The 25,220-nt window shown below is 46.3% G+C and carries 14 protein-coding genes; 9 read left to right on the top strand and 5 right to left on the bottom strand.

The window, feature by feature from the left end; all coding sequences use genetic code 11:
* Positions 1–164: 164 nt before the first annotated feature.
* Entirely contained in the window at positions 165–3,254 is a 3,090-nt protein-coding gene (locus FS628_RS20705; RefSeq protein WP_186327909.1) for a hybrid sensor histidine kinase/response regulator, read from the bottom strand.
* A gap of 178 nt (positions 3,255–3,432) precedes the next feature.
* Between FS628_RS20705 and FS628_RS20700 the strand changes: the two genes are divergently transcribed.
* From FS628_RS20700 to FS628_RS20690, 3 genes are all read left to right on the top strand, one after another.
* Positions 3,433–4,569: a response regulator gene (locus FS628_RS20700; RefSeq protein ID WP_145324907.1), complete on the top strand. Its 1,137-nt coding sequence runs from the start codon at positions 3,433–3,435 to the stop codon at positions 4,567–4,569.
* Between the two features lie 216 nt (positions 4,570–4,785).
* Positions 4,786–10,140, top strand: a complete 5,355-nt coding sequence (locus FS628_RS20695; protein WP_145324906.1) for an S-layer homology domain-containing protein — start codon at positions 4,786–4,788, stop codon at positions 10,138–10,140.
* A gap of 338 nt (positions 10,141–10,478) precedes the next feature.
* A complete protein-coding gene (locus tag FS628_RS20690; RefSeq protein WP_145324905.1) occupies positions 10,479–12,587 on the top strand; it encodes a TerD family protein in 2,109 nt (702 codons plus the stop codon).
* 80 nt (positions 12,588–12,667) lie between these two features.
* Here FS628_RS20690 and FS628_RS20685 read toward each other — a convergent pair whose 3' ends face one another.
* Together FS628_RS20685 and FS628_RS20680 are read right to left on the bottom strand one after the other, a co-directional pair.
* Positions 12,668–13,393 (bottom strand): glycosyltransferase, encoded by a 726-nt coding sequence (locus FS628_RS20685; protein ID WP_145324904.1) that lies wholly within the window; start codon positions 13,391–13,393, stop codon positions 12,668–12,670.
* Positions 13,393–14,130 (bottom strand): glycosyltransferase, encoded by a 738-nt coding sequence (locus tag FS628_RS20680; RefSeq protein ID WP_145324903.1) that lies wholly within the window; start codon positions 14,128–14,130, stop codon positions 13,393–13,395. Before FS628_RS20680 ends, FS628_RS20685 begins: the two co-directional genes overlap by 1 nt.
* 307 nt (positions 14,131–14,437) lie before the next feature.
* On the opposite strand from FS628_RS20680, the gene FS628_RS20675 reads away from it, so the two are divergent.
* The 4 genes from FS628_RS20675 (at position 14,438) to FS628_RS20660 (ending at position 18,854) form a co-directional block, all read left to right on the top strand.
* A complete protein-coding gene (locus FS628_RS20675) occupies positions 14,438–15,310 on the top strand; it encodes an AraC family transcriptional regulator (RefSeq protein ID WP_145324902.1) in 873 nt (290 codons plus the stop codon).
* A 215-nt stretch (positions 15,311–15,525) separates the two neighbouring features.
* Positions 15,526–17,151, top strand: coding sequence for a rhamnogalacturonan lyase B N-terminal domain-containing protein (locus tag FS628_RS20670; RefSeq protein ID WP_145324901.1), 1,626 nt, complete (start codon positions 15,526–15,528; stop codon positions 17,149–17,151).
* A 216-nt stretch (positions 17,152–17,367) separates the two neighbouring features.
* Positions 17,368–18,327 (top strand): SMI1/KNR4 family protein, encoded by a 960-nt coding sequence (locus FS628_RS20665; protein WP_145324900.1) that lies wholly within the window; start codon positions 17,368–17,370, stop codon positions 18,325–18,327.
* A gap of 164 nt (positions 18,328–18,491) precedes the next feature.
* A complete protein-coding gene (locus FS628_RS20660; RefSeq protein ID WP_145324899.1) occupies positions 18,492–18,854 on the top strand; it encodes a winged helix-turn-helix transcriptional regulator in 363 nt (120 codons plus the stop codon).
* 66 nt (positions 18,855–18,920) lie between these two features.
* On the opposite strand, the gene FS628_RS20655 is transcribed toward FS628_RS20660, so the two are convergent.
* Both FS628_RS20655 and FS628_RS20650 read right to left on the bottom strand, forming a co-directional pair.
* Positions 18,921–19,991: an SDR family oxidoreductase gene (locus tag FS628_RS20655; protein WP_145324898.1), complete on the bottom strand. Its 1,071-nt coding sequence runs from the start codon at positions 19,989–19,991 to the stop codon at positions 18,921–18,923.
* Between the two features lie 248 nt (positions 19,992–20,239).
* Positions 20,240–20,737 carry a DinB family protein gene (locus FS628_RS20650; protein WP_145324897.1) on the bottom strand — a complete coding sequence of 166 codons (498 nt, stop codon included), beginning with the start codon at positions 20,735–20,737 and terminating at the stop codon, positions 20,240–20,242.
* Between the two features lie 173 nt (positions 20,738–20,910).
* Here FS628_RS20650 and FS628_RS20645 point away from each other — a divergent pair, with 173 nt between their 5' ends.
* Entirely contained in the window at positions 20,911–22,062 is a 1,152-nt protein-coding gene (locus tag FS628_RS20645; RefSeq protein ID WP_145324896.1) for a response regulator, read from the top strand.
* A 10-nt stretch (positions 22,063–22,072) separates the two neighbouring features.
* Entirely contained in the window at positions 22,073–25,210 is a 3,138-nt protein-coding gene (locus FS628_RS20640) for an ATP-binding protein (protein ID WP_145324895.1), read from the top strand.
* Positions 25,211–25,220 lie beyond the last annotated feature (10 nt).

Genomic DNA, 25,220 nt, shown 5'->3' with positions numbered 1-25,220 from the left:
TCGGGATGAAACCCGTGCTTAGCTCTCTTTTTGTATATTTGGTATGTCTGATCTTGAAGCTGAACCTGTCCTTCACCATCGCATTCACGTTAGACCTTACACAAAACATACGGACAGGGACTGTACGGAATGCCAGTTGTAGAGTTACAGAACTGTCGTATCGCTTAGACTCCTGTGTTGCGGTCCAAAGGGATGACAAAGGATACTTTCGTACCTTGACCCGGCGAGCTGACGATGGTCAAACCTTGTCCGTACATCTGGGTCAACCGGCGATGCGTATTGGTTAATCCAATACCTCCGGTCCCCCCTGGTCCCTTCTTGGGCCATGCCAATGCCCGTTCGATCAGTTCCGGTTGCATCCCTACACCATCATCCTCAATCTCAATCAAGGTGGACGCTGTTTGGTTGATGATTCGGATATGCACGGTTCCACCCTCAACTTTGCTGAGAATACCATGTCGAACAGCATTCTCAATGAGCGGTTGAATGGTGAGTGGTGGCAGGGAAAGATCGAGATCCTCTGGAATATCCCAGATAACATTTAGCCGGTCCATGAAACGTTCTTTCTCAATGTAGAGATAGGCACGTGACAGATCCAACTCATGAGTGACCTCCACCATTTTCTCCGAATTGACAAAATGAAAGCTGGTCTGAAGATACTCGATAAAAGCATCGCCGAGCTTCTGCATTCGCTCTGTATCCATCTCACTAAGAACCATGATTGAATTGAGCGTATTAAAAAGGAAATGGGGCTGAATCTGTGCTTGTAAGTAAGCAGCCTCCATGCGCAGTCGCTCATCAATGGATTGTTTCAGTACGATCAGAGACCCGATGCGATGCCTTAATTCAACGGCATCCACGGGCTTGGTGACATAGTCCGTAGCACCGGCCATGAATCCGGCGTATACATCAGCTGGTTCGTTACGGGCCGTCAGCAACAGGATGGGAAGCTCCGAGACCGAATAACGTTTGCGTACGTTCTCGGTCAGTTCATAGCCGGACATATGAGGCATCATGACATCGGCAATCAGTAAGTCCCAAGGCTCCTTATCCAATAATTCGAGTGCCTCAAGCGCCGAGGCCGCGGGTTGAATATGATACGGTTCATTCGCAAGCATGGAGATCAGTACTCGCAGGTTTACAGGATCATCATCGACGGCAAGAATTCTTGCGGCAGTCTGATCATGGGATATAGTCTGCTGCTCCGGTTCTGCAATCGCAACTTCATCGAAGCTGTGAGCGTCCCATCGCTGCTCAGTCTGGTCAGAGAGCGCTTCGGTATCTTCCCGTGGAAGTGAGATCTGGAAGGTCGATCCTTGCCCGGGTACAGATTGAACCGTGAGCTGTCCGCCATGCAGTTCAGTGAGCTGCCTGCTAATATTTAGACCCAGGCCGATTCCTCCACTCATGCGAGCTTCCGGAGTCCCCTGTTCATACGCCTCGAATATTCGCTGTTGTATCTCCTCACTCATGCCAACGCCTGTATCTGAAACTTGAATCAAGACGTGCTCTCCATGTTCCCGAACAGATACGGTAATGGTACCCTCATCAGTAAATTTGAGCGCATTATGCAACAGGTTGTAGAGTACCTGAACAAGTCTTCTCTCATCGGCCTGAATCAACGGCAGTGATTCTGGAATATCTACCTTCATGTGGACAGGCCTTCCCTCTGCCATAAATCGGAACATACCGATCACACCTGGGATGACAGATGCAAGGGAAAGTGGTTTCTTTTGAAGTTTAATACGTTTCTCCTTCAGACGAATGACATCAAGCAGGTCATCAACGAGTTGAGACATGCGTCGACCGATGGTAACTAACAGTTTCATGTCTTCTGCCTGCTGCCCACCTGATTTACGCCGTTCACGGACTGCAATGCTCTCAGCAATGTTGATGATGCCATGCAGCGGTGTACGCAGCTCATGAGCCGTATTCACAAGAAACTGATCCTTCTGCCGATCCTCCTCTTTGAGCTGTTCGTACAACTGCTCAATCTCACTTGAATTGCGGAAGTATTTCCTGAACCAATAGGCGGAGAAGCCGAATATGGCCGCGATCACATCAATCGGATAATACACGTTGGTGATCTCGCTACGCGAGTTCACAATTCCCCATAACACGCTTGATAGGCTGCTAGTTGCCGCAAAGAGCAAAAAGCTGGCGTCACTTCGTTTCTCGGCTGCCATTCGGAAGAACAGGTATACAGACCAGCCAATGGCAAACAGATAAAGGAAGTCAGATAGTCCAATCTCAAGTACATGGTAGATCAGGGTCACCGGAGCGATTAGCAAAAATACACAGTACACACCAAGCACGCTGGCGTAGATACGAAACAGTTTACGCCCTTGTAGACTATGGGAGAAACTTCTGGCCATCTGTAGAAGAAAGAATGCGAACAGTGGATAGGACAATGCTTTGGCCTTAACAATCCAAGTGAAGTTGAGTGGCATCCAACTCAATAACAGATTGTCATGATCGGAGGCGACCGTTAGGGCAGCTACCAGTGTTAGCATCGAGAACGTCAGCAGAGCTCGTTCCTTCCGGATAAACAGAAACATGATAAAAGCGTATAAACTGTGCAAAATCAGTATGGCGAACGTGATCTTTTGCAGATCGATAGACAATCCTCGTTCACTTCCAATGGCTTCTGGAGAACCAAAATAGAGGGAGCGTGTGATCCCGCCGCTATAAGGGTCATCAAAGTTAGCTGTCTGCACCAGAAGATTGATTTCGGTGGAACCGTCAAGCGCATAGGAAGTCGTAAATGCAGTCCTCTCCGGTCGATAGGCTTCAGCGTGGGTGGCAGGTTGACCAAATTCGGAAACAATGGTCCCATTCATCTCGATGATCGATGAGGTCTGGATTTTCTGACCCCAGAGAGAGACTTTCTTCACGGATGGATCTAAAAGTATGCGAAGATGATACGTTCCATATCCGAATGACGATGAGGATTGTGGTAATGCATTCCGCCAGTCACCGGGAACTTGAATCCGTGTGGATGGGTTGTCCACTATTTTTACGTCACGATTAGAGATTAACGCCTGGGGGTAAAATTCCCATTCTCCATCTAGGGATATGGGTGAAGCGTTGGCGAGGTCCCAGCCTCGAAGGTCCAACACGCCTTTAGCGGGTTCAGGATGTGCGGGTATAGTGAAAGTCTCGGACCATATCCAGCGAAAGCCAAGCAAAATAGTCAGGAATAGAATCGACAGCACTACATATCGGGGTATCTTTTTATAGGTTATTGGTTTCATGGCAGACTTTAGTTTTCGACAGTTTCCTCCAAATTCCTGCATGCTCTTTGAAAGTGAAGAACATTTTTTTTGAATACCGGAACATAGATTCTATATTCAAATGATAGCGGTCCCACGTCAGGATTTATGGTAAAATTATAGATTAAAGGGTGATCAGAGAGCCAGAGGAGTTGTGCATATGAGAGTGATTTTGGTAGATGATGAATATCTCGCTCTGAGCAGGTTGAACAAACTGTTGCTAGAGAGAGAGGATTGCGAAGTTATCGGCTCTTTTCTGACGGCACAGGAAGCCATAGATCAGATCGAAATTCATCTGCCGGAAATCGTCTTCATGGACGTTCAAATGCCGGGGATGAACGGGATCGAGGCGACCGAGCGTATCCATGAGGTTTCTCCTGGGACAGAAGTTATTTTCACAACCGCATATAACGAACATGCACTGACGGCCTATGGGCTTGAAGTGCTCGACTATATTATGAAGCCTGTAACACGTGACCGTTTGGAAAAAACGATGAAGATGTATCACCGCCGAACTTTGCCAGCAAGTCTGAATATAGCAGAAGGACCATCCCTGTTAATCCGCTGTCTGGGAATGCTTCAGGTTCAACTGCATCCGAATGAGCCACCAAAACACATGAAGTTCAGAACAACCAAGATTAGAGAGTTATTCGCCTATTTGCTTCACCACCGGAACAAACCGATTAAACGGGATACGTTACTTGAGCTGTTGTGGCCAGAGTTAGAAGAGCGGAGAGGTATATCCAATCTGCATAGTGGTATCCATCGCTTACGCAGTATGATGAACGAATTCATGGGCGAGGAAAAGATGGTTATTCGTTATCAACAGTTTGGATATCTATTGGAAACAGGAGAGTTCAGGGTTGATGTGGAAGAATGGGAAAGTCGTCTTAACCGATTATCTCCATTATCGTCGACTACAATGATCGAGCATCGGCAGACCTCAGATCAATATGAAGGCCAATATTATGGTGAGGACGATTACGTATGGGCTGAGCTGGAGCGTCAGCGCTTGCATGCACTATGGCGTAATCATGCCATGCAACTTGCACAATATTACATTGATCTAGGACAGAATACGGAAGCACTTACGCTATATCACCGGATACAGCAATTCGAGCCATCATTGGAGGAAGTCGGACTGGCGTTAATGAAGACCTACGATCGATTAGGTAATAAAGATCCCGTGATCGCTCAATATAATCAGTTGGTTACAACGTTAGAACAAGAGGCGGGCATCCGCCCTGGCTTGGAAATTGAGTTATGGTACCAACAATGGAAAAATTCAAATATTTGATTGAAAATACACAACCTCGCAGCTTCATTTGCGAGGCTGTTTTTTTGTCGTATTTGTTAGCGAGGAGTTTGGTAAGAGTTTGGTAAGAGGCTATGTGTAGAATAAGCAAGATGAGGGTCAGATAGCCACTGGGGCTTAGAAGAAGCTGAGTTTTGCGTTAGGGCTTGTCCCAGTAAATGACCAAAACATTCGAATCACATAGGAGGTTAAGTTAATTTGAAAGTATTTAAGGCAATGAAAATATCGTTTTTGGCTTTTGTGGTCCTATTGTCATCAATATCGTCGCTGTTTGCTCCGATAGCAAGCGCGGCCGATGGAAATATCTACGTATCATCGACGGGAAGTGATATCGTTGGCACGGGTACGTCAGAGGCGCCAGTGGCAACAATAGAAAAGGCACTTGAAATGGTCGATGCTACAGGAACTATAATCCTGCAAAGTAACATTATCCAGGAGTCCACCTTGGTTATCTCTTCTACTGGGAAGAATATTACGATAACCTCTACAGAGGGGCATACATACTCCATTATACGTGGTGAGAGTTTTATTAATGGAAACTTGATTCAGATCAGTGGTGGGAGTAGAACGAATAGTGTAACTTTTGAGAAAATCATTATAGATGGCAATCATGTAAGTACAAACGGCCAGATATATGGGATTAGTAATTCGGGCGGTACAGTGAATTTTAAAGAGGCTGAAATCAGAAATCACATCTTGAAAGCGAGCGCTAGTCAGCCTGCAACCGTTATATCCACTAGCGGAGGTAATTCAATGGTTGTCATACAAGAGGGCACCATAATTCATGATAACAAGGTTTCAGGAAATGTAACAGAGAACCCTCCTTCGATACTAAGTGCTGGTTCGGGAGGCTCCTTGGACATTCAGAATGGTTTGATTACAGATAATGAAATTTCAGGAGGAAATGGAGTCATTATTGGGGTGGGACTATATCAAAGTCCTAACTTCAGGATGACCGGAGGAAAGATAACAGGCAACAAGCTGTTGGGAACCGAACTAAGTGAAGGTGAAACAATAGGGAATGTAGCTGTTTTTATGCGTGGGGATGCGAGCCAAGCTCGATTCGATTTTGGAGGCACAGCCTATGTCTACGATAATTTTAATGCCGATGGGGACCAACGTAATGTGTACCTGAAGAATACGACAGCTACCGGTAGTGCTTATCTGACTTTGGTTGGTCCTATGCAATCGGGGTCGAAGGTTGGAGTATATGCCAAGATTATGCCTGATGAAGTTACGAATCCGGTTGTCGATATTGCTATAGGTAGAGCCCCATATCAAGCAGTGCAAGAAGACCAGACATTCTTTGTATCTGATATCAATACGACGGCAGCGGTTGCGTATGATAATCAAGCCAATAAGGTTGTTTTAACATACCGAATGCCAGTCAATCTGGAACTGGATACTCCCCTGGATCTTTCTACTGTGGGTGTCAAACCTACTTTGAAAGGTTCAGTTACACCTGGGGCCGTCGTAACTATTACAATGGTAAACAAATCCGACCCAGCTAAAAATATAGTCGGGGAAGCTACTGTCAATCCAGACGGGACATGGGAATTCACACCTTCCTCTGTGTTGCCACCTGGAGAATATACATTGAGGGTTACAGCAATGAATAACGGAATCTCTGCTGAACCCGTACGCAGGGATATTATTGTAGTAGATAAGTCAGTTCTGCAAGGCAAATATGACGAAATTACAGGTGAGAACCTGGAAGAGTCAAGATATACATCAGACAGTTGGACTGCACTTCATGATGCGATGAACGTAGCAGAACAAGTGATACGTGAACCAAATGTAACACAAGAGCAAGTAAACAAGGCACTTCAGGAACTAACAATTGCATGGACAGGGCTTACCTTGGTGAATGGTGGAAGCACAGCTGGCCCGGGTGGAGTTGGTGCCCCTGCACTGTGGCTACGATCAGATTTGGGCATGGGAGTTGCCAGCGGCCAAAAGGTGAGTAAATGGGAAGATCAAGGCAGTAAAATAAACAACGCAACGCAAGGTGAGGTCAATAACCAACCAACTTATTGGGATGATAAGAGTCATAATATTAATTTCAATCCGGTATTGGAGTATAACGGCACAAGTAGTTTTATGAATCTGGATGTAAGTAAGCTTCCTCAAGGGAAGAGCCCCAGATCGATCATTACCGTTAGTAAAACCAATAAAACTGGAGGCCTCAATTATATCATTTCATGGGGAGTCCAAACGAGTGGTTATACGGGTATGGGGATGCTTCAAAATGCTACAAGAGGTGGCTTGACCACATTTAACAGTGACAGGAACCAAACATTATACACCCCCGAAGGATTCTTGGGAACGACATTCCCGAACGAGCAATTTGTTACTTGGACAGGCGGGGACACTGAATCTAACATAGCTAGATTGTACAGTAAAATGAAGCAGGTACAGCAACTAAATGACTGGGGAAAAGATAATGTGAAGCTATGGGATACTGGTAACTCTGGCGGAGCAGTAGTCGGTAAGCTGATCCCAGCAGCTACGGGCATTGAACATTGGCAGGGTACCATTGAAGAAATTATCGTATATGATCATGCTCTGACGGACGCAGAACGCCAAAAAGTCAGCACATATTTGGCTATCAAATATGGCTACACGCTGGATCAGACGACAGCAAATTCATATTTCGATTCAAACATGGCTACGATCTGGGATGCAGATGTGAACGCAGTCTATACCCATCGCATTACAAGCATCGGTCGAGATGATCAGAGCGGATTGATGCAGAAACAAGCTAAAGCGCAGGAACTGGGGTCCATAATGACGATTGCACTGGGCAACAGTATCGAGAATACCAATTCTGCTAATGAAAATGAATTCTCAAACGATTCTTCTTTCTTTACGTTTGGTGATAATGGTGCAAGTACTGAATTCAAAACACCGATTACGAAAGATGAGAAAAAATTGCTTGGGATGGAGCGTATCTACAAGATACAGAAGGCAAACTGGGCTGAATCACAGATTACACTTCAGGTAGACGTATCGGGAGGTAACCCGGCGTTGCCTCAATATGTTGTGATCAGCGATGATACTCAATTTGGTAATCCAAACTCATTACATTTAATTGAGAACGGCCAAGTAACCCTTAATACCTCAAATTTTGGTCCAAATTCGTACTTTACCATTGCAACTGCTGCCACTCCTTTGTCGGCGCCAGACATCACACTGACCGACGATGAGTTGAAATGGGAAGCAGTTGAGCATGCGGATAAATATGAAGTAACAATTGAACTGGAAGACGGCACAAAGCGGACAGTGGAGGTGCCTGGAACGGTACTTAACCTTTCGCAATTGGAACCGCCGCTGGAAGCAGGAGCCTACACGGTGACAGTAACAGCGAAGACGAACAATCCAGCATATGCAGATTCAAAAGGGTCGAATTCGGAACAATATGTTGTTATTGATAAAACGAAGTTGAAAGCCAAAGCCGATGAGATTAAAGATAAGATCGATACTGGTGAACTGGACGAAGAGCAATACACGCCAGCGAGCTGGACAGCACTGGATAATGCGATGAACGAAGCAAATCGAGTGTTGAATGATCTGACAGCGACTCAAGCTCAGGTAGACAAGGCACTTCAGGATCTGACTGATGCAAGAACGGGCCTAATCCCTACAACATCTGTACCAGTTGTAGATAAATCAGCTTTGCAAGCGAAAGTAACTGAAATTACAGGTGAAAGCCTGGAAGAGTCAGCCTATACGCCAGCGAGCTGGACAGCACTGGATAATGCGATGAACGAAGCAGAGCGAGTGTTGAATGATCTGACAGCGACTCAAGCGCAGGTAGACAAGGCACTTCAGGACCTGACTAACGCTAGAACGGGACTTACTAAAGTAATTGGTACAGATGCATCTACGTTGCAGACACTGATCCCATCCACAGGAAGCTTGTCTCCGGCCTTTGATCCGGCTAAAGACACATACACAATTTCTGTGCCAAATAGCGTATATCAATTCCAGTTAACACCTACAGCACTTGATCCACTTGCCAAGATTGAAATAGCTGTTGGAGATGGAGAATGGAACGAGATTCCAAGTGGTACTGTAAGTGAGAATCTACCGCTCCAAGTTGGTGGAAATAAGATCGTTGTTAGAGTAACAGATTCACTTGGAAATGTTACGGAGTATAAAATCAACGTGACCAGAGCATCCAGTGACAATGGTAACAATGGTGGGGGCAATAACGGCGGCGGTGGAAATACGGGAGGTAACGGTGGAGGTACATCTACACCTGCTCCAGTACCAACCCCAACACCAACTCCGGCACCAGTGAAGGATAATTTGGAAACAACTCGGGATGGTAGCCATCAACCATTTGCTACATCCAAACCATCTGATAACAAAGAAACATTGGTTCAAGTTGATCCAGCCAAGCTGAATGTTGCCATGTCACAAGGCACAGGTCAGCAGTTCGCCATTCATTCACCGAATGATGGTGATATGAAGGTGGACGGTTTAACCCTCGAAACACTGAAACAATTAGTGGATCAAGGTTCCAAACTAAACATTAGCAATCCGCTGGCAATCTATCCGGTACCTGGCGGTAAAATGGACGTGAATGGTGTGTCCAGACAGCTTGGTAATGCAGCGTTGAACGATATCGATGTCCATATCAACATCGCACGTTCATCGGATACGTTGATTGACAGCGCCGAAACAAGAGCCGCTTCCCAAGGGTACGAGCTACTCGTCACACCGGTTGATCTGGATCTCACCTTTACGAAAGATGGACAAACGGTTCGATCCGGGCAACTAAACGGTTATGCACCGAAGTATATTGCGCTTCCGGAAGGCATCGACCCGAACCGGATTACAACAGGCGTGATTATCAACCCGGACGGTAGCATTTTCCATGTACCAACGGTTGTCACTAAGATCAATAGTCGTTACTACGCGCTCATTAATGACTTGCGTAGCAGCGGAAGCTACTCGGTCATCTGGAATCCACAGGATTTCGAAGATGCAAGATCACATTGGGGTAAAACCGATGTGAACAATATCGCTGCGAGATTAGATCTGAAAGGTAACGGAGATAACACATTCTCACCGAACCGTCAGGTTACTCGTTCCGAGTTTGCCGAGATTGTTGTGCTTGGACTGGGCTTAATGCGTCAGGATGGACCACAGAATCTATTCCCGGACATCAGCGATTCCGCATGGTTCCGCTCTGCGGTAGCCCTTGCGAATGAATTCGGTATCGTTCGCGGTTACGATAATGGGAACTTCTACGGTAATCAGGAGATCACACGTGAGCAAGGATTTGCCATGGTGGCTCGTGCGTATCGTCTGATCGAACCGGAAGCAGTAATCAGCCCAGATCAGATGAACACTGAATTGGAACGTTACAGTGATGCAGCCGATGTATCGAATTGGGCGAAAGAAGATGTAGCCCAGTTGATTGCAGCGGGTATCATCCAGGGTAACGGGCCAGAGGTTCTGAGTCCGAAGACCACGATGACCCGTGCTGAGGTTACTGCATTGATTGCAAGAATGTTGAAAGTAACAAACTTGATTGATCAATAAACACAATCTAAAATGAAAAGCCTTTGCTGACATTGGGGGTCGGCAAAGGCTTTTTTCTATTTCATTAAAATCTTAAATCTATGTCGTAATACTTTCGCCCTGTTGGAAGATCATGGAATCTGAGATGATGGGTTCACCAGAGGTTCGGGTGATGAACTTCGAACCGCTGGCCTTCAGGCTATTGCGATCCTTCCTTCTACAATCATTGGAGATCATAGGGTCGCAGCTCTCCTGAAGATTTCATTTCAGAGAGGAGGCGTCCAGGCTATCATATTCCTTCCTTCTAACCCTAACCTTTCACGTTATATAGGGATGTGGCTTTCCTGGACTCTTTTATCATGAACAATACCATCTATTTGCGCAGAGCGAACAAACTCATTATCGAATCAAACGAAGGGAAACAACAGTTGCCGAAGACTCATCTGGCGACTGCCCTTAAAAATATCGAAGCACTCGGATACACCTTCTCGCACGAGTTGATGCAAGCAATGCGGCAGCTATCCAAGGAACAATTTGAAGCAGTATATATTCAACTCGTGGCTGATCTGAGAGTCATGGTCGGCGCACATGTGAAGTACACACCGATGTATGCAGGATTCCCGATGCAGGTGATGCAAGCGGATGAAGCGGAGTTATACCTTAATGCGATTATTCATTATCTGACTCATCTGACCGTGGTCTATCCGGATCAACCATCGGTGGAGAGAACGCCTTTGCTGGAGAAGACGGACTTGAAAGTCATCGGTTTGGGAAACAAACAAGCGTTTCAAGCGCTAATCCGTCAGATCATTGAAGCCAAGGGTTCCATCTCTGAAACGGACAAGAAAGATATCGATACAGTATTGGAGCATGCAGACCCAAGTGAAGTGGATGCGATTCTGCCTGATGAAATTCCGTTCAAGGAAAATGTAGGCTTCGTTGTCTCCTCACTGTTGAAGCATGAAAAAGCAGGTATCGACCGAATCGGCCTGTATTTTAAAACGGCAAGTGATGTCCTCCGTCTGGCTGTTGCCTGGTCCAATGGTGACGTTAGTCTGGCTACGGCTTCTCCCTTCCGGAAATTCAAGCGGCGTGAGAGACGCCTTTTGCTCGGATTGCTAGAGCATTGTGGTTCCATAACAGAGGATATGCTGCGATATAAGGACCGCTGGATTCGCCTCGGCGAAATCCTTCATCCTTCGGAGTATAAGCTTCGGTATCCGCGATGCGAAGAAGCCTTTGATATTTTGCGTAATGATAAGCCGTATTCGACCTTCAACGGAAGTGTGGAACTTGCGTTCCAATATCGAAATGTCTGGAGTCTGATCGATCTGTTGTCACAGCGTCCAGGTGAATTCGCGAGAAGACTGGATCACTTGCTGCGGATGACCGAAGATGAAGCGTATGTGCTGCTGGCATTTGGTGAAGTTATACCACAGGTATCTACCCCGGTATTGTTGCAGGTGCGACAGCATTTTGCCCGCCGTAATGAACCGCAGGATCTGCGTATCTTTTTCCCGAAAGGTAATGTAGCCAAAGCCTTTGCCGTTCCGAATGAGCTGCCAGAGATCGATGAAGTGACGTGTCAGGATGTCGTACAATTGTGCGAGCAGGCACTGGTAGAACGATTCGCTAACCTTTCCCCGCTTGGGAAGACCTATGTTGATCCACAGCTCCATGATTATCTGGTGCCCTTTTCTCAGAGATCTGCGAGCAAGGCTCTGCATACCATCGTACGTGGAAGCCGTGTGCCGATGGCAGAGGGTGATACGATTCGTTTCTTCAACTGGTGGAAAGAGGGGGATGTGGATGGCAAGTCAACAGGGCGCGTGGACATTGACCTGTCTGCGGTGATGTACGATAAGGATTGGAACTATGTGGAGCATATTTCCTACACGAATCTGCGATCCTCTAACTATAAGGCTGTTCATAGTGGAGATATCGTGACAGCACCATATGGCGCAAGTGAGTTCATTGATCTGCATATTCCTTCGATCGTTGATTATGGCGGACGTTATGTGGTGGCGAGTCTGCTTTCCTTTACGAGTCATCCGTATTGCGATTTGCCGGAATGTTTTGTGGGTTGGATGATGCGGAAGAAGCCGGGTTCTGGTGAGATCTTTGAGCCGTCCATGGTGGCTAACAAGATTGATATCAGTGCGGATACGCAGATAGCGATTCCCGTCATTATGGATCTGGTGGAGCGTACGGTAATCTGGACGGATCTGGCGCTAACCAGACACCCGGATTATTACAATAATGTCGAGGGCAATCAAAAAGGGATGGTCCTGATGGGCAAAGCCCTGACAACGTTGCGTAAACCGGACCTGTACGACTTGTTCACGCTCCATGCCAAGGCCCGAGGTAAACTGGTGGATACGTTGGATGAGGCCGATACGATCTATTCGGTGGAGAAAGGGGTTACCCCATTCAATATTGAGCAGATCATGGCGGAATATCTGGCTTGAGTCCAACCACATATGACTATCGGGTCGAGAACAGAGAAGAGCAGCGGAATGCTGCTCTTTTTTTGAGATTCAATCTGCCGTTAATTTGCATTTCGACAAACAAAATTTTTGGGGTTTTTCACTTTCAGTACCTTAACATTTCTTGTTAAGAGGTCTTTATCGCTTACGATCCACGTGTGATCTGCAGAGTTCCTCCTGCGGATCGCAAGGAAGTTGGATGGACTTCCCGCGTAAATCTTGTAGCCTTTTGCCAGACTATCGGAACAAAACGTTACGCATTCGCCTCGATTTTTATCACGAAAACCAACCTCGGTGACCACATGTCGTTTTACGAGAAGGGTCGCTCCTTGAATCAGGGGAACATATTGATTCGCCTTGGTAGGGTAACGAAGCAGAAGGAGATTTTTGCTGCTCAAATACATATAGTGGGCTCGTTTCCCAACAATATCTGCGTTGGTCTTTAAGAGGGTTTGCACGCTATCCGTTAAATAGCGCGGAGCATAATAATCATCGTCATCCAATTTAGCAATGAGATTGTACTTAGATAGTGAAGCCCCATAATTCAGGCAATAGCCAAGCGATACATGTTCCGGCTGTGAAACGATCCTTACGTTCCTATATTTTTTTGCCTCCTTCATATATTCGTTCACACGCAGATTATTATTATTTAATATGATGATAAGCTCTTTACTCCTATAATTCTGCCTGTTGTAGTTACGAAAAAGGTTGCCCATGCATTGTCGCCTTTTGGTACAAACAATGATGGAAACCCCATTCAGATCACGAGAATTGCCTGAGTTCACCATTACAATACGCCCTTTGGCTTTTTCTGCACATATCTCTTGTAATGCGTAACGGATGGTATTTTTTGGCTTTGAGAGATTAGTTCTTTGTCGCTAATGATCCATGTATGGTTGGATGAGTTTTTCCTGCGTATCGCGACAAAATTACTTTTTCCAGCAGAATAAACGTTGTACCCGTTTCGTTTACTTCTAATGCAAAAAAGATCATCCTCACCGACACTTCGATTCGGGAACTGAACTTTGTTGACTACCTTGCGTTTAAAGACAAGCGTTGCGCCAGGGATTAGGGTCACAGGTCGATGTTCATCTTGTGGAAAACGAAGGATAAACGTCTTTGATCCGCGTAAATACATGTAATGTGCCCGCTTGCCAATGACATCGGCATTGGTTCTTTGAAAGGTCTGCACGCTTTCCGTCAAATAGTAGGGAGCGTAATAATCATCATCATCAAACTTGGCAATATAGTCGTATTTCGTTTTCTTAATAGCGTAATTTAGACAAGCGCCGAGGGAGGTACGTTCCGGAAGACGATAAACGTGTACGTTTGGAAGTTTTTTGGCTAAGCTTAGATAAGGAGTAAGGGGGATGTTATCGTTGTTAACAATAATGATAAGTTCTTTCTTGGCGTGGTTCTGTCGGCTGTAGTTATTAAACAGGTTTCTTATATAGCTTTGGCGTTTCGTGCAGGCAATAATAGAAACTCCCTGCTTTTTGATAGATCTTTTTGGCCTGGCTCCCATTTTGACCGCTCCCCTTATCCGTTATGATCAAAACTATCTCTCTTTAAAATATGTGAACGGCAAATAAGAGGAACGGCATATCTGCAAAATGGAGAATACGCACAAAAACCTGTCAATGTACCTGTCTGCTCCATTGTTTTCTTCATTCGATTCTTTTCTTTTCTAGAGGAACATATCCTTTCATCAACTTTTTTCCTGTTTCAGGACGATTCGAACGATGTGGGAGCTACCTGCAGAATGGTGCAGGAAATGTCGGATGCGATGGGAACGGCTTTGCTATCCTTAAATTAACGAGGGAGGGAATGACATGGATACGCTGGCGCGATTGAACGAGGCTTTGAGTTATATTGAGGAGAATCTGACGGACACCGTGGATATGAAGGAGATTGCACGGATCGCCTGCTGCTCGGAGTACCATTTTACGCGTATGTTTTCCTTTCTTAGCGGCTTTACGCTGTCGGAATATATTCGACGTCGACGCTTGACGCTGGCGGCACTGGAGCTAAGCCGGAATGACAGCAGAGTCATTGACGTTGCACTGAAATATGGGTATGCCTCGCCGGATTCCTTCGCCAGGGCTTTTCAAAGCATGCATGGAGTTACACCCTCCGAAGCGCGGAGTCATGGTCCATCGCTCAAAGCCTTCCCTCGGATGACATTTCAATTGACCATTCAAGGAGGAAGCGAAATGAATTACCGCTTTGAAGACAAAGAGGCCTTTCGGATTGTAGGTATCAGTAAAAGGGTGCCGATCGTATTCAACGGGGTGAATCCGGAGATCGCTGCGATGTATCAGCGTCTTACACCGGAACTGATCGATACAATCAAGGGATTATCGAACATCCAGCCTACGGGCTTAATCAGTGCATCGGCCCATTTCAGTGAAGGGCGAATGGCAGAACAGGGAGAACTGGATCACTACATTGGTGCAGCTACGACCAAAGAAGCGCCTGAAGGCTTGGCACAGCTTGAGGTTCCTGCCTCGACGTGGGCCGTATTTACCGTCGTTGGTCCGTTTCCAAGGACGCTTCAGGAAGTGTGGGGCCGGATCTACGCAGAGTGGTTTCCTTCATCAGACTATGAGCTGAGTGAGGGTCCGGAAATGCTATGGAATGAGCACAAGGATGTTACTGTTGAGCAATATAGAAGCGAGATATGGATACCCATTCGGAAGAGATGATATTATCTCTAGATAGGTATCTGCGGACGCAGCTTTTGAAGCTGCGTTTTTTGCTTTCAGAATATTCTACCAGGTCAATGCTCTGTTTTCATTGCAAATATATGTAATATAATGGTATTATTTTATTGGAATTGTAAGATATGAGACGGAAGTTTAGGTTGTTATACATCATAATGTAAGCGCTTTATAAAATGAATTCCAAGGAGGGATTACTCATGACCCAACGGAGTTTGAGAAAGGCACTTGGCTTGTTTTTAATTGTCGTTATGATCGCAACAGCTGCTGTATACCCTGCATCTACCGGACACGCGGCAACCATTAATGTTTCCGATAACGGCTCCAGAATCGAAGTAAACACCGGTTCAGGATTAGTCTATGTGGTGAACAAAACCAATGGAGATATTATATCGGCCAAAATGAACGGTATGGAGCTGAACAGCAACAGGGGATCGCATATCGGATCAGGCTTGGGTTCCTCTGCCAATGTAACTTGGAACACCTCTCCTTCAGGATCAACCGTGTTAATCACGGTATCCACAAGCACACTAACTCACTATTATGCTTCGCGTGGTGGCGAGAACATCATTTACATGGCAACGCATATCACGGCTCAACCTTCAATCGGGGAGCTGCGGTACATTTTCCGCGGTAATGGTAGTGTGTTGACAGGCGTTCCGGCGAATTCCAATAATCGGGGTAACACAGGAGCAATTGAGAGTCAGGATGTGTTTGGTTTCGCGAATGGTCAGAGTGCCTCGAAATACTATGGTAATGATCAGGCTAAAGACTTATCGGTTCGTGGGGTTACGGGTAATGGCGTCGGTGTATTTATGGCTTATGGCAATCGGGAAAAAAGTTCTGGTGGTCCATTCTTCCGTGATATCCAGTTCCAAAGTGGAACAGAGACGGAAATATATAACTATATGAACTCGGGACATGCACAGACGGAGAATTGGCGCCTGGGTCTGCATGGACCGTACGCTTTGATCTTCACAACGGGTGGCACGCCTAGTGTACCTGATTTCAGTTGGATGTCTGGCTTGAATCTACAGTGTTGGGTATCCAGTCGGGGGAACGTGGTACTCAATGGTCTCTCGGGGATGGATACGGGTTATGCGTACACGATTGGGTTCGCCAATAGCAATGCACAGTATTGGACGGGTACGTCTTCAAGTGGGGCGGCCGCCAAATATAGCATGATCCCAGGGACGTACACCATGACAGCCTATAAGGGAGAACTGGCCGTATATACGGAAACGGTTAATGTCACGGCAGGACAAACGACGACTCTGAATACACGTACGATTAACAATGACCCGAGTAAAGCCTCTAGCATCTGGCGAATCGGTAACTGGGATGGTACGCCACGGGAATTCCTGAATGGACAGACGATTCCAATTCGTCACCCTTCTGATAGTCGCAATCCAAGCTGGGGCCCTGTTACCTATGCTACCGGTAGTGCGACCAACCGATTCCCAGCAATCCAGTTCCGTGGTGAGAATTCTCCAACTACAATAACGTTTAACTTGAATGCATCCCAAGCTTCATCTTCTCATATGCTCAACATCGGTATTACCGCAGCCTACAATAATGGCAGACCTAGCGTAACGGTTAATGGACATGCATTAACTAATCCTGCCGCGTCTTCACAGCCCAATTCTCGCAGTTTCACCATTGGTACCTATCGTGGCAACAACACAACCTTTAGCTGGAATGTTCCAGCATCCTACTTTGTGAATGGTTCCAATACCATGACCATTACGCCGATTAGCGGTTCCAGTGACTTGGGTAACTGGTTGAGTGCGGGTTGGGTCTACGATTGTGTTGAGTTGCTGAATTGAATGAAGAATGCAATGTAGTGGAAGGAATAAAGGAGGTAGCCTGCCTGGTTCTCTTAACAGGGTTCAGGTTACCTTTTTTTTAGCCTTTTCATCGGAAATGAAAAGATATCGATTCCTGATATCCCTAAGGATCTTGCTTTGCTGGAGATGGTGATCCGGATAGTGGTATAATTTTCAATACGTAATCATGAGAGAATGAACGGGGAGGCCAAAGGAATGAGAGACGAGCTGTTGGTTCAATTGCAAGAGTGGCATGAAGAAGATGAATTTCAGGAAATTGTAGATGCAATTCAAGCGATTCCTGTGGAAGAAAGGGATTATGAGCTTGTAAACCATCTGGGACGAGCGCTGAATAACCTGGAACGATATGAAGAGGCAGTCGAACAATTCCTGACGGTTGCTAAAGAGGGCACAGCTGACCCGCTCTGGCATTATCGGATTGGACTGGCTTATTACTATCTGGAGCAATATGCTCATGCGCTGCAGGCGTTCGAAAGAGCGGATGAATTGGATCCTGAAGATGAAGATACGCTGGAATTTCTGGAATGGATTCGAAGCAAAATGGAGGAGCCATCTGAATCTGCAGAGAAGCCCGCGGATACCGTCCCATCAGTCTCAGAAATCTCAATCGCACCTGTTGGTGTTAGCCATCTGGAACCAATGGGTTTTTGGAATGACAGTGCTGAAGCTGCGGATCAATATGTATTGGCCCCGCCTACCGATGGACAGGTCGAGTCAGTGGAGGAGCAGTTGGTGTTCAAGCTGCCAACTTCCTATATTAACATGATGAAATTACATAATGGTGGTGTTCCCCACTATCGGTATTATCCTGTTACCCAAGCAGAGGCTGCCAAGAAGATCCGCGTTGAGGTAGCGGGAATATTGGGTATTGGACGGGAGAAAGCACATTCGTTAGGTGGCGAAGCTGGCAGCCGGTATATCATCGAACAGGGGGGTTACCCCGAAATCGGTGTTGTTCTATGTGAGTGTCCTTCCGATTCGGAGGTAGTGATGCTGGATTATCGTGAATCCGGCAATGCGGGTGAGCCCGAGGTTGTTCATGTGGATAAAAAAGAAAGCTACAAGATCACTTGGCTTGCACCCAATTTTGAAACCTTTATTCAAGGTCTGTTGAATGAGGAAAATCAGCCTGCAAACCTTCAAGGTTCACTGTAAGTAAGGGGTGGAAGTCCTCGAAAGAGCAATATTGGAGGGCCAGAAGTTGCGTAAGAAATTATTCCAGAAATTAAACGAAGAGGATCGAGCGCAATTAGTCCATATTTTTGAGAAGATGAATCGGGAAGATTGAGCAATAGTCTGGAAGGGAGACAGAAGGTGATATGGAGGAACCGCTCAAAGTATATAACACCGCAGTTGAAGCTTTTCTTGAAGTGATCGGGGGAAAGTGGAAGCCCGTTATTCTATTCCATCTTACCTTTGGCAAGAAACGTAATGGCGAACTGATGAAGCTGATCCCTGCGATCACCCAGAAAGTGTTGACTCAGCAACTTGGTGAACTAACGGAGGCGGGGGTTATTGTCCGTATTTCCCATCACCAGGTCCCTCCTAAAGTGGAGTATGAGTTAACAGAGTATGGGTGGAGTCTTAAAGAAATTCTTCATCTGATGTGTCGATGGGGTGATACACATGTGGAGAAAGTGTATGGCGACAGAGGGGAAATTCTGTTTAAACCGCCAACCTGACGGTTGTAGTAGCATAATAAGCCGATTCTGCAATTCAGGATTCGGCTTATTATGCATTTTCTTTCTTTATGGAATGATCTTGCGATCACGCAGATTCTCAAAAATATCCATGAACATAGCCTCCGTGTCGATGAATTCGTGAAATCCGAATCGGCGAGCCTTGGAACCATCTGCGAAGAAATCGTAATCCCATGAGAAGACAAAGTCACCGAATGCCCAGGAAGAGACATCATCATAAGGGGTATTTACCAAACCATACTTCTCAATCATGGAACTCCAAAGAGCTTCTTTATCTGCCATTACCGTTGTAAGGGAGAGGGGGAGTGGAGGAGCCGTTTCCAGTTCGAAAAATGAAGCGATTTTGGGCCAGAGTTCATTCCAGCGAAACAGATCGCCATTGGTGATATTAAATGCCTGATTGGCACAGCGAGGTTCGGTTGCTGCCCATACAGTTGCATGAGCCAGCAATGTCGCATCAGTCATTTCAAGAAGGGAATGATACGCCCCTGGTTTCCCGGGAAAGCGAAGTGGTAAGCCAAGTTCCTTAGAGATGGAGGCATATATCCCGATCACCATCGCAAGGTTCATTGGATTACCCAGAGCGAATCCACATACAACAGAAGGGCGCAGAGCTGACCAGGTCCAGCTGCTTCCGGGTTGCCGATCCTCAAGAAACAGCTGCTGATCGACATTGAATTCAGGAGGCATATGATGTGCGTCCGTTTCTTTGGCAGGTGTTTTAAATGGACCCAGATGTGCACCGTACACCTTATAACCTTGCATCAGACTGATATGTTCGAGATTTGGGGCAATCGGTTCAATCGCATTCACCACATTGACGAGCATAGCCAGATTGGGTTGCACCAATTCGGCCCAGGTTGGGCGATCTTGATAAGCAGCATAAAAGATATGAGTAACTGTCGTTAAATGACTCAGTTTGTCTTGCGTGTCCACTTCGTTCAGTAAATCTGCTGATATATAACGTAACCTGGGGGCATCTTGCCCTCCACGGCGAGATACACCAATGACATTCCATTGCGGGAGTGTCATCAGATAATCAATAAGGTTTCTCCCAATAACGCCTCCAGCACCGATGACAAGCGCAGTGTAACGGGTAACCAATTGTTCGGGTTTCAATGGACATGCTCCTCTCTTCTTCTGTTCATATTGTGGATCAGAAAAAGAAGGATGAGAAGTACGCACCTCAAAGTCACATACGTACTTTGAAGTAATATATGAGGCTGGTACAGGATATGAGCGTTATAATCTGCACTTTAATGGATACTATTCGCCTGTAACCACAAGAAGCTGTAAAAGGAACAATCGTCCTTTCACAGCTTGGATGTGTCTGTATATTCGTTCTAAATAGATCTTTTTTAATATGGTTACGCCGGGAATCCGCCGCCTGGTGGTGGCCATGCGCCGTAGAAGCGGCGAAGCAGAACAATCTCGCCCAGATGGTACGAATTATGGGAGGCGATATTTCGCAGAAGTCCTGCCTTGGTTTCTCCTGGGAAATAGAGCAATGGATCATCTAATTGTGCCGTTTCGGCAATAGCCACCGCTTGATCGACCCCTTTCAGGAATGCCTGAATATCCGCTTTCCATGTAGCTTCATCCAGTGGGCCTTTCTCCTCAGGCCAGCTCTCACTCACGTTAGCAGGGAGCTGTGGCTTGCGCCCTTCCAAGTGTTCGAGCATGAATTGCTGCCAGTAATGCATGTGTTTCACTAACTGATAGATGGTATATGGCATGGCATCGTGTGTACGAGCCGCGAGTGTGACATCAATGTCCGGTAGAGCACGGGCGATGCGGATATGACCGCGTTCCCCTACTAATGATTTGACAAGGGCTTGCCCAAAGCTTTGATTCGAATCTGACATTTGGAACCTTCCTCCTCTGCTGGACCAGATCTGTTAACCTGTCCTCTATTAAGTATTATACAATTAAATTGCTGAAAATTAAAAAAAGGAAACTAGAATCCAAATACTTAAAATTCCTATGATATAATAGTGTAAATAAATCTCAAGACTTTAGGGTCGAGGAGGAAGCTCCGGTGAAAGTGATATTGGTTGACGACGAACGTCTAGCGTTGATAGGCCTTCAAAAATCACTAGAGAAAGAAGTAAGCGGTATTGAAATTATCGCTACATACATGAATCCGACAGAGGCTGTGGGGGGGATTAAGGAGCACCGCCCTGATGTGGTATTTCTGGATATCCATATGCCAGAGATGGATGGTATGGATCTGGGGAAACAGATCCAGGCCACAGTACCTGGGGTCGAAATTATTTTTGTGACCAGCTACGACCAATATGCAGTGCATGCCTTCGATCTACAGGCTTTGGATTATGTCATGAAGCCCATCCAGAAGGATCGATTAAAGCAGACGGTGAGCCGAGTACGGGAGAAACTGAGTTCGAAACGCGAGCAGCGGTCAAAGGATACAGATGTGCCTTTAATTTGCTGCTTTAATCAGATTCAATTCAAGCTTCCAGACAAGGATATCCAAGTTGCCAAGTGGCGCACAAGTAAGGCGCAGGAGCTGTTTGCATATCTGCTCCATCATCGGAATCAGACCATTTATCGCAGTGTGCTGCTTGAGATGCTGTGGCCTGAATTGGAAGAAGAAAAGACGGTACATCAACTCTATACTGCCATGTATCATGTCCGCCAAACCCTCAAAGCATGCGGAATGGATATGATTACAATTCAGAGTGGTCACTTGGAAGCAGGCTACAGGCTTGAATTGGGTGGAGCTCAGTTGGATAGTGAGCAGTGGGAACAGGAAATCAGGCAATGGAAGGTTGTAGACTCAAATACAGTTCATGCATATGAGCAAGCGCTTCATCTGTATAAGGGCACGTATCTTGGCAATTACGAATACATGTGGGCGGAGCCTGAACGAGAAAGGTTACGCTACCTGTGGTTGTATCACATGCGACAACTAAGTCTCTATTACCAGAAGCAGGGGCTAGGAGAGAAAGTCATTGAGAGCACAAGACGTATCCAGCATATGCTTCCGGATGAGGAAGAAAGTTATTTTATTTTAATGAAACTCTATGATGAAATGCACAACGATCTCGGTGTGGAGGAGCAGTACCGTCTCTTAACCACCAGAATGGAGCACGATTTGGAGATACCCATCAGTGAGGATATTAGCAAATGGTATCAGGACTGGAAGCTCGGTTTAACCAAAGTCAGGTAATGATAAATCTATGAATTCACTGCAAATAAAACCTGTAATACGTTACAGATATATAATAATTATGCTGGTCATTTTCGGATTGCTAGTGGGTATGCGATTAACTTGGTCGGAGTTTTTCCGCACGGTTGATGAGCACCGCGCTGTGAATGGAGTGCTAGACTTGCGGGGCGTGGATCTGAATCAATCTCCGGTCATGTACTTGAATGGGGAATGGGAACTCTACTCGAATGAGTTATTAACTCAGAAAGAAATCGCGACGAGGGATGGCAATGGGAAGAGTGTTCAAGTCCCTGGAGACTGGGGAAGTGCACAGAGTCAGGGACAAGAGAGTTCATACGGATTCGGAACGTATCGATTGCGTATTTTGACAGACCCACTTCAGACACCCGTTACCTTCTGGTTCAAGGGGATTCGAAGTTCATCCGAGATTGAGATGAACGGAGTCGCTGACGGCGGTATGGGTGAGGTCTCCGCGAATAGCAGTACATATATACCCAGAAGTACTTCATATACAGCGACCTACGATCGCGAAGGAACAACCTCCATTGAATTATTGGTCCGCGTAGCCAATTACGACAGCCCGTATATGGGCGGAATTAGCAAACCTGTTCGCTTCGGCTCTGAGGCAGCTGTTGATTTTTCGCGGTGGTACTCCATTGGGTTTCAGATGGTCACCTTTCTAATTTTGCTCCTTCACGGCATGTATGCTTGTATTCTCTACGCATTCAATCCACAGGAACGCGCTTTGCTGGTTGGAGCCATATTAACTCTATCAGTTGGTATCGCGGTTATGATGGGTCATGATAATATTTTGATGTTATGGCTTCCTGTTAATTATACTTGGGGTATTAAAATTCGATTGATCTCATTGTTGTTGCAAAACGCTTGTATCCTTCTGCTATTCCAGAGATTAATGATGGTTCATGTACGAAAGGCATGGCTTCAGTTGCACGTTGTCATTACCTTGATCTATACCGTCGTGATTGTGGTGGTGCCTATTCACATTACATATGCCATGATCCATTACAACGTCATTAACATATTCTTTCTTGTATCCATGATCTGGTTTCTATACATCGTCGGAACGATGATCTTCAGGAAACAGGGGGACCGGGACATTGTTTTTCTGCTGCTTACTGCAGGGGGCATTACATCTAACCTGTTATGGAGTGTGGCCGAGACGGCCAGAGATGTGACAACAGTGTACTATCCAATCGATATCATATTTGCCATTACTGGCTTCTCCGCCTATTGGTTCAAGAAGTACTTCAGGAATGCCAGTGAGAATATGAAACTGAATACAGAACTGCAGAAGGGTGACAAAATTAAAGATCAGTTCTTGGCGAATACATCCCACGAACTGCGGACTCCGTTGCACGGGATCATTAACATCGCCTATAACGTGGTCACCAGAGAGAAGAGCAGGTTGGATGAACGGAGCCTGGAGGATATGGAACTGCTCATCACAATCGGCCGAAGGATGTCCCATCTGCTAGGCGATCTGCTGGATGTCGTCCGGTTGAAGGAGCACCGAATTGTGCTGCATCAGGTTCCTCTTTCAATACAGTCAGTAGTGCCTGGCATTATCGCTATGCTGCAATTCATGGCAGAACGAAAACCGGTCCGCCTTCATATGGAAATTTATGAATCGTTCCCTCTAGTCATGGCTGATGAAGAAAGACTGGTTCAGATTTTGTATAATCTGCTGCATAACGCGCTCAAACATACGGAGGAAGGAACGATCTCTGTAAGTGCCGAAATTCGTGAAGGACATGCTCTGATTCATGTGACGGATACAGGTGTTGGTATGGATGAGGACACACGGATGCGCATATTCCTTCCGTATGAACAAGGGTCTTATGGTATAAGTGATGGACAAGGCATCGGGCTTGGATTGAACATCTGCAAACAGCTCGTAGAACTGCACGGCGGGAAACTAACGGTTCAATCGGAACTTGGAAAGGGTTCGGCATTCACCTTCGATCTGCCACTCGCACATGAAGCCGCCGATCAGGCTCAGTCGCAGCTACCTCTAATCTGGGAACAGGCCATGGAGATGATGGAAGATGCACCTGGCGGATTCCTGTTACCCCACCCCGGTCTGAGCGGCGTAGAGTCCTCGGCGACAGCGGAGATTGCTCCTTTGCTAAAAGAGGGGAGAGCCACCATTCTGGCTGTGGATGATGATCCGGTGAATCTGGATGTGTTGGTCAGCATCCTTTCGACGGAACCATACGATATAACTACAGCAGGTTCGGGTCAGGAAGCGATGGAATTGCTCGGCACACGTCAGTGGGATCTGCTCATTACAGATGTGATGATGCCCAATATGTCCGGATATGAGTTAACCCAGAAGGTGCGGGAGCAATTCTCGATGTCTGAGCTTCCTGTGCTGCTGTTGACGGCACGAAGTCAGCCGCCAGATATCTACACGGGGTTTGCGTCGGGTGCGAATGATTATGTCACGAAGCCTGTAGATGCGGTGGAACTGAAATACCGGATACGTGCATTAACCATGTTAAATCAGTCCATCAAAGAGAGCCTGCGCATGGAGGCCGCCTATCTACAGGCTCAGATTCAGCCCCATTTTCTGTTCAATACGCTGAATTCACTTATGGTTTTAAGTGACATTGATACGGAGCATATGCGGAAGCTTGGTGAAGCTTTTTCATCCTATCTACGAATCAGCTTCAACTATCTCAACACAGGAGAACTGGTGAAATTATCACACGAGCTGGAACTCGTGGAAGCTTATCTTTTTATTGAGAAAACACGATTTGAAGATCGGTTGTCGGTTGTATTGAACGTCGAGCCGGATCTTCCGCTGCTTCTTCCGCCGCTATCGATTCAGCCCTTGATTGAAAATGCCGTCAGACACGGTCTATTAAGCCGAAATGTAGGCGGTACGTTATGCCTATCCATCACTCGTCATGAGGGTTATACCCGCATTGAGGTCAAGGATAATGGCAAAGGCATGGAGCCCGAGAAGGTTACTGAGCTGCTGCATGCTACGCTGGGTGGAAAAGGCGGGATCGGCATTGCGAATACGAACCGCAGGTTGTTACAACGGTATGGTCAGGGATTATCGATCATAAGTGAACCAGATGAGGGAACGATGGTATCATTTGATATTCCGGATGAGATATAAGGAAAAGGCC

This window comes from Paenibacillus xylanexedens (assembly GCF_007676705.1).
Lineage (GTDB): Bacteria > Bacillota > Bacilli > Paenibacillales > Paenibacillaceae > Paenibacillus > Paenibacillus xylanexedens_C.
Note: the sequence above shows the minus strand (reverse complement) of the source record. Positions and strands in the feature narration are given on the sequence as shown.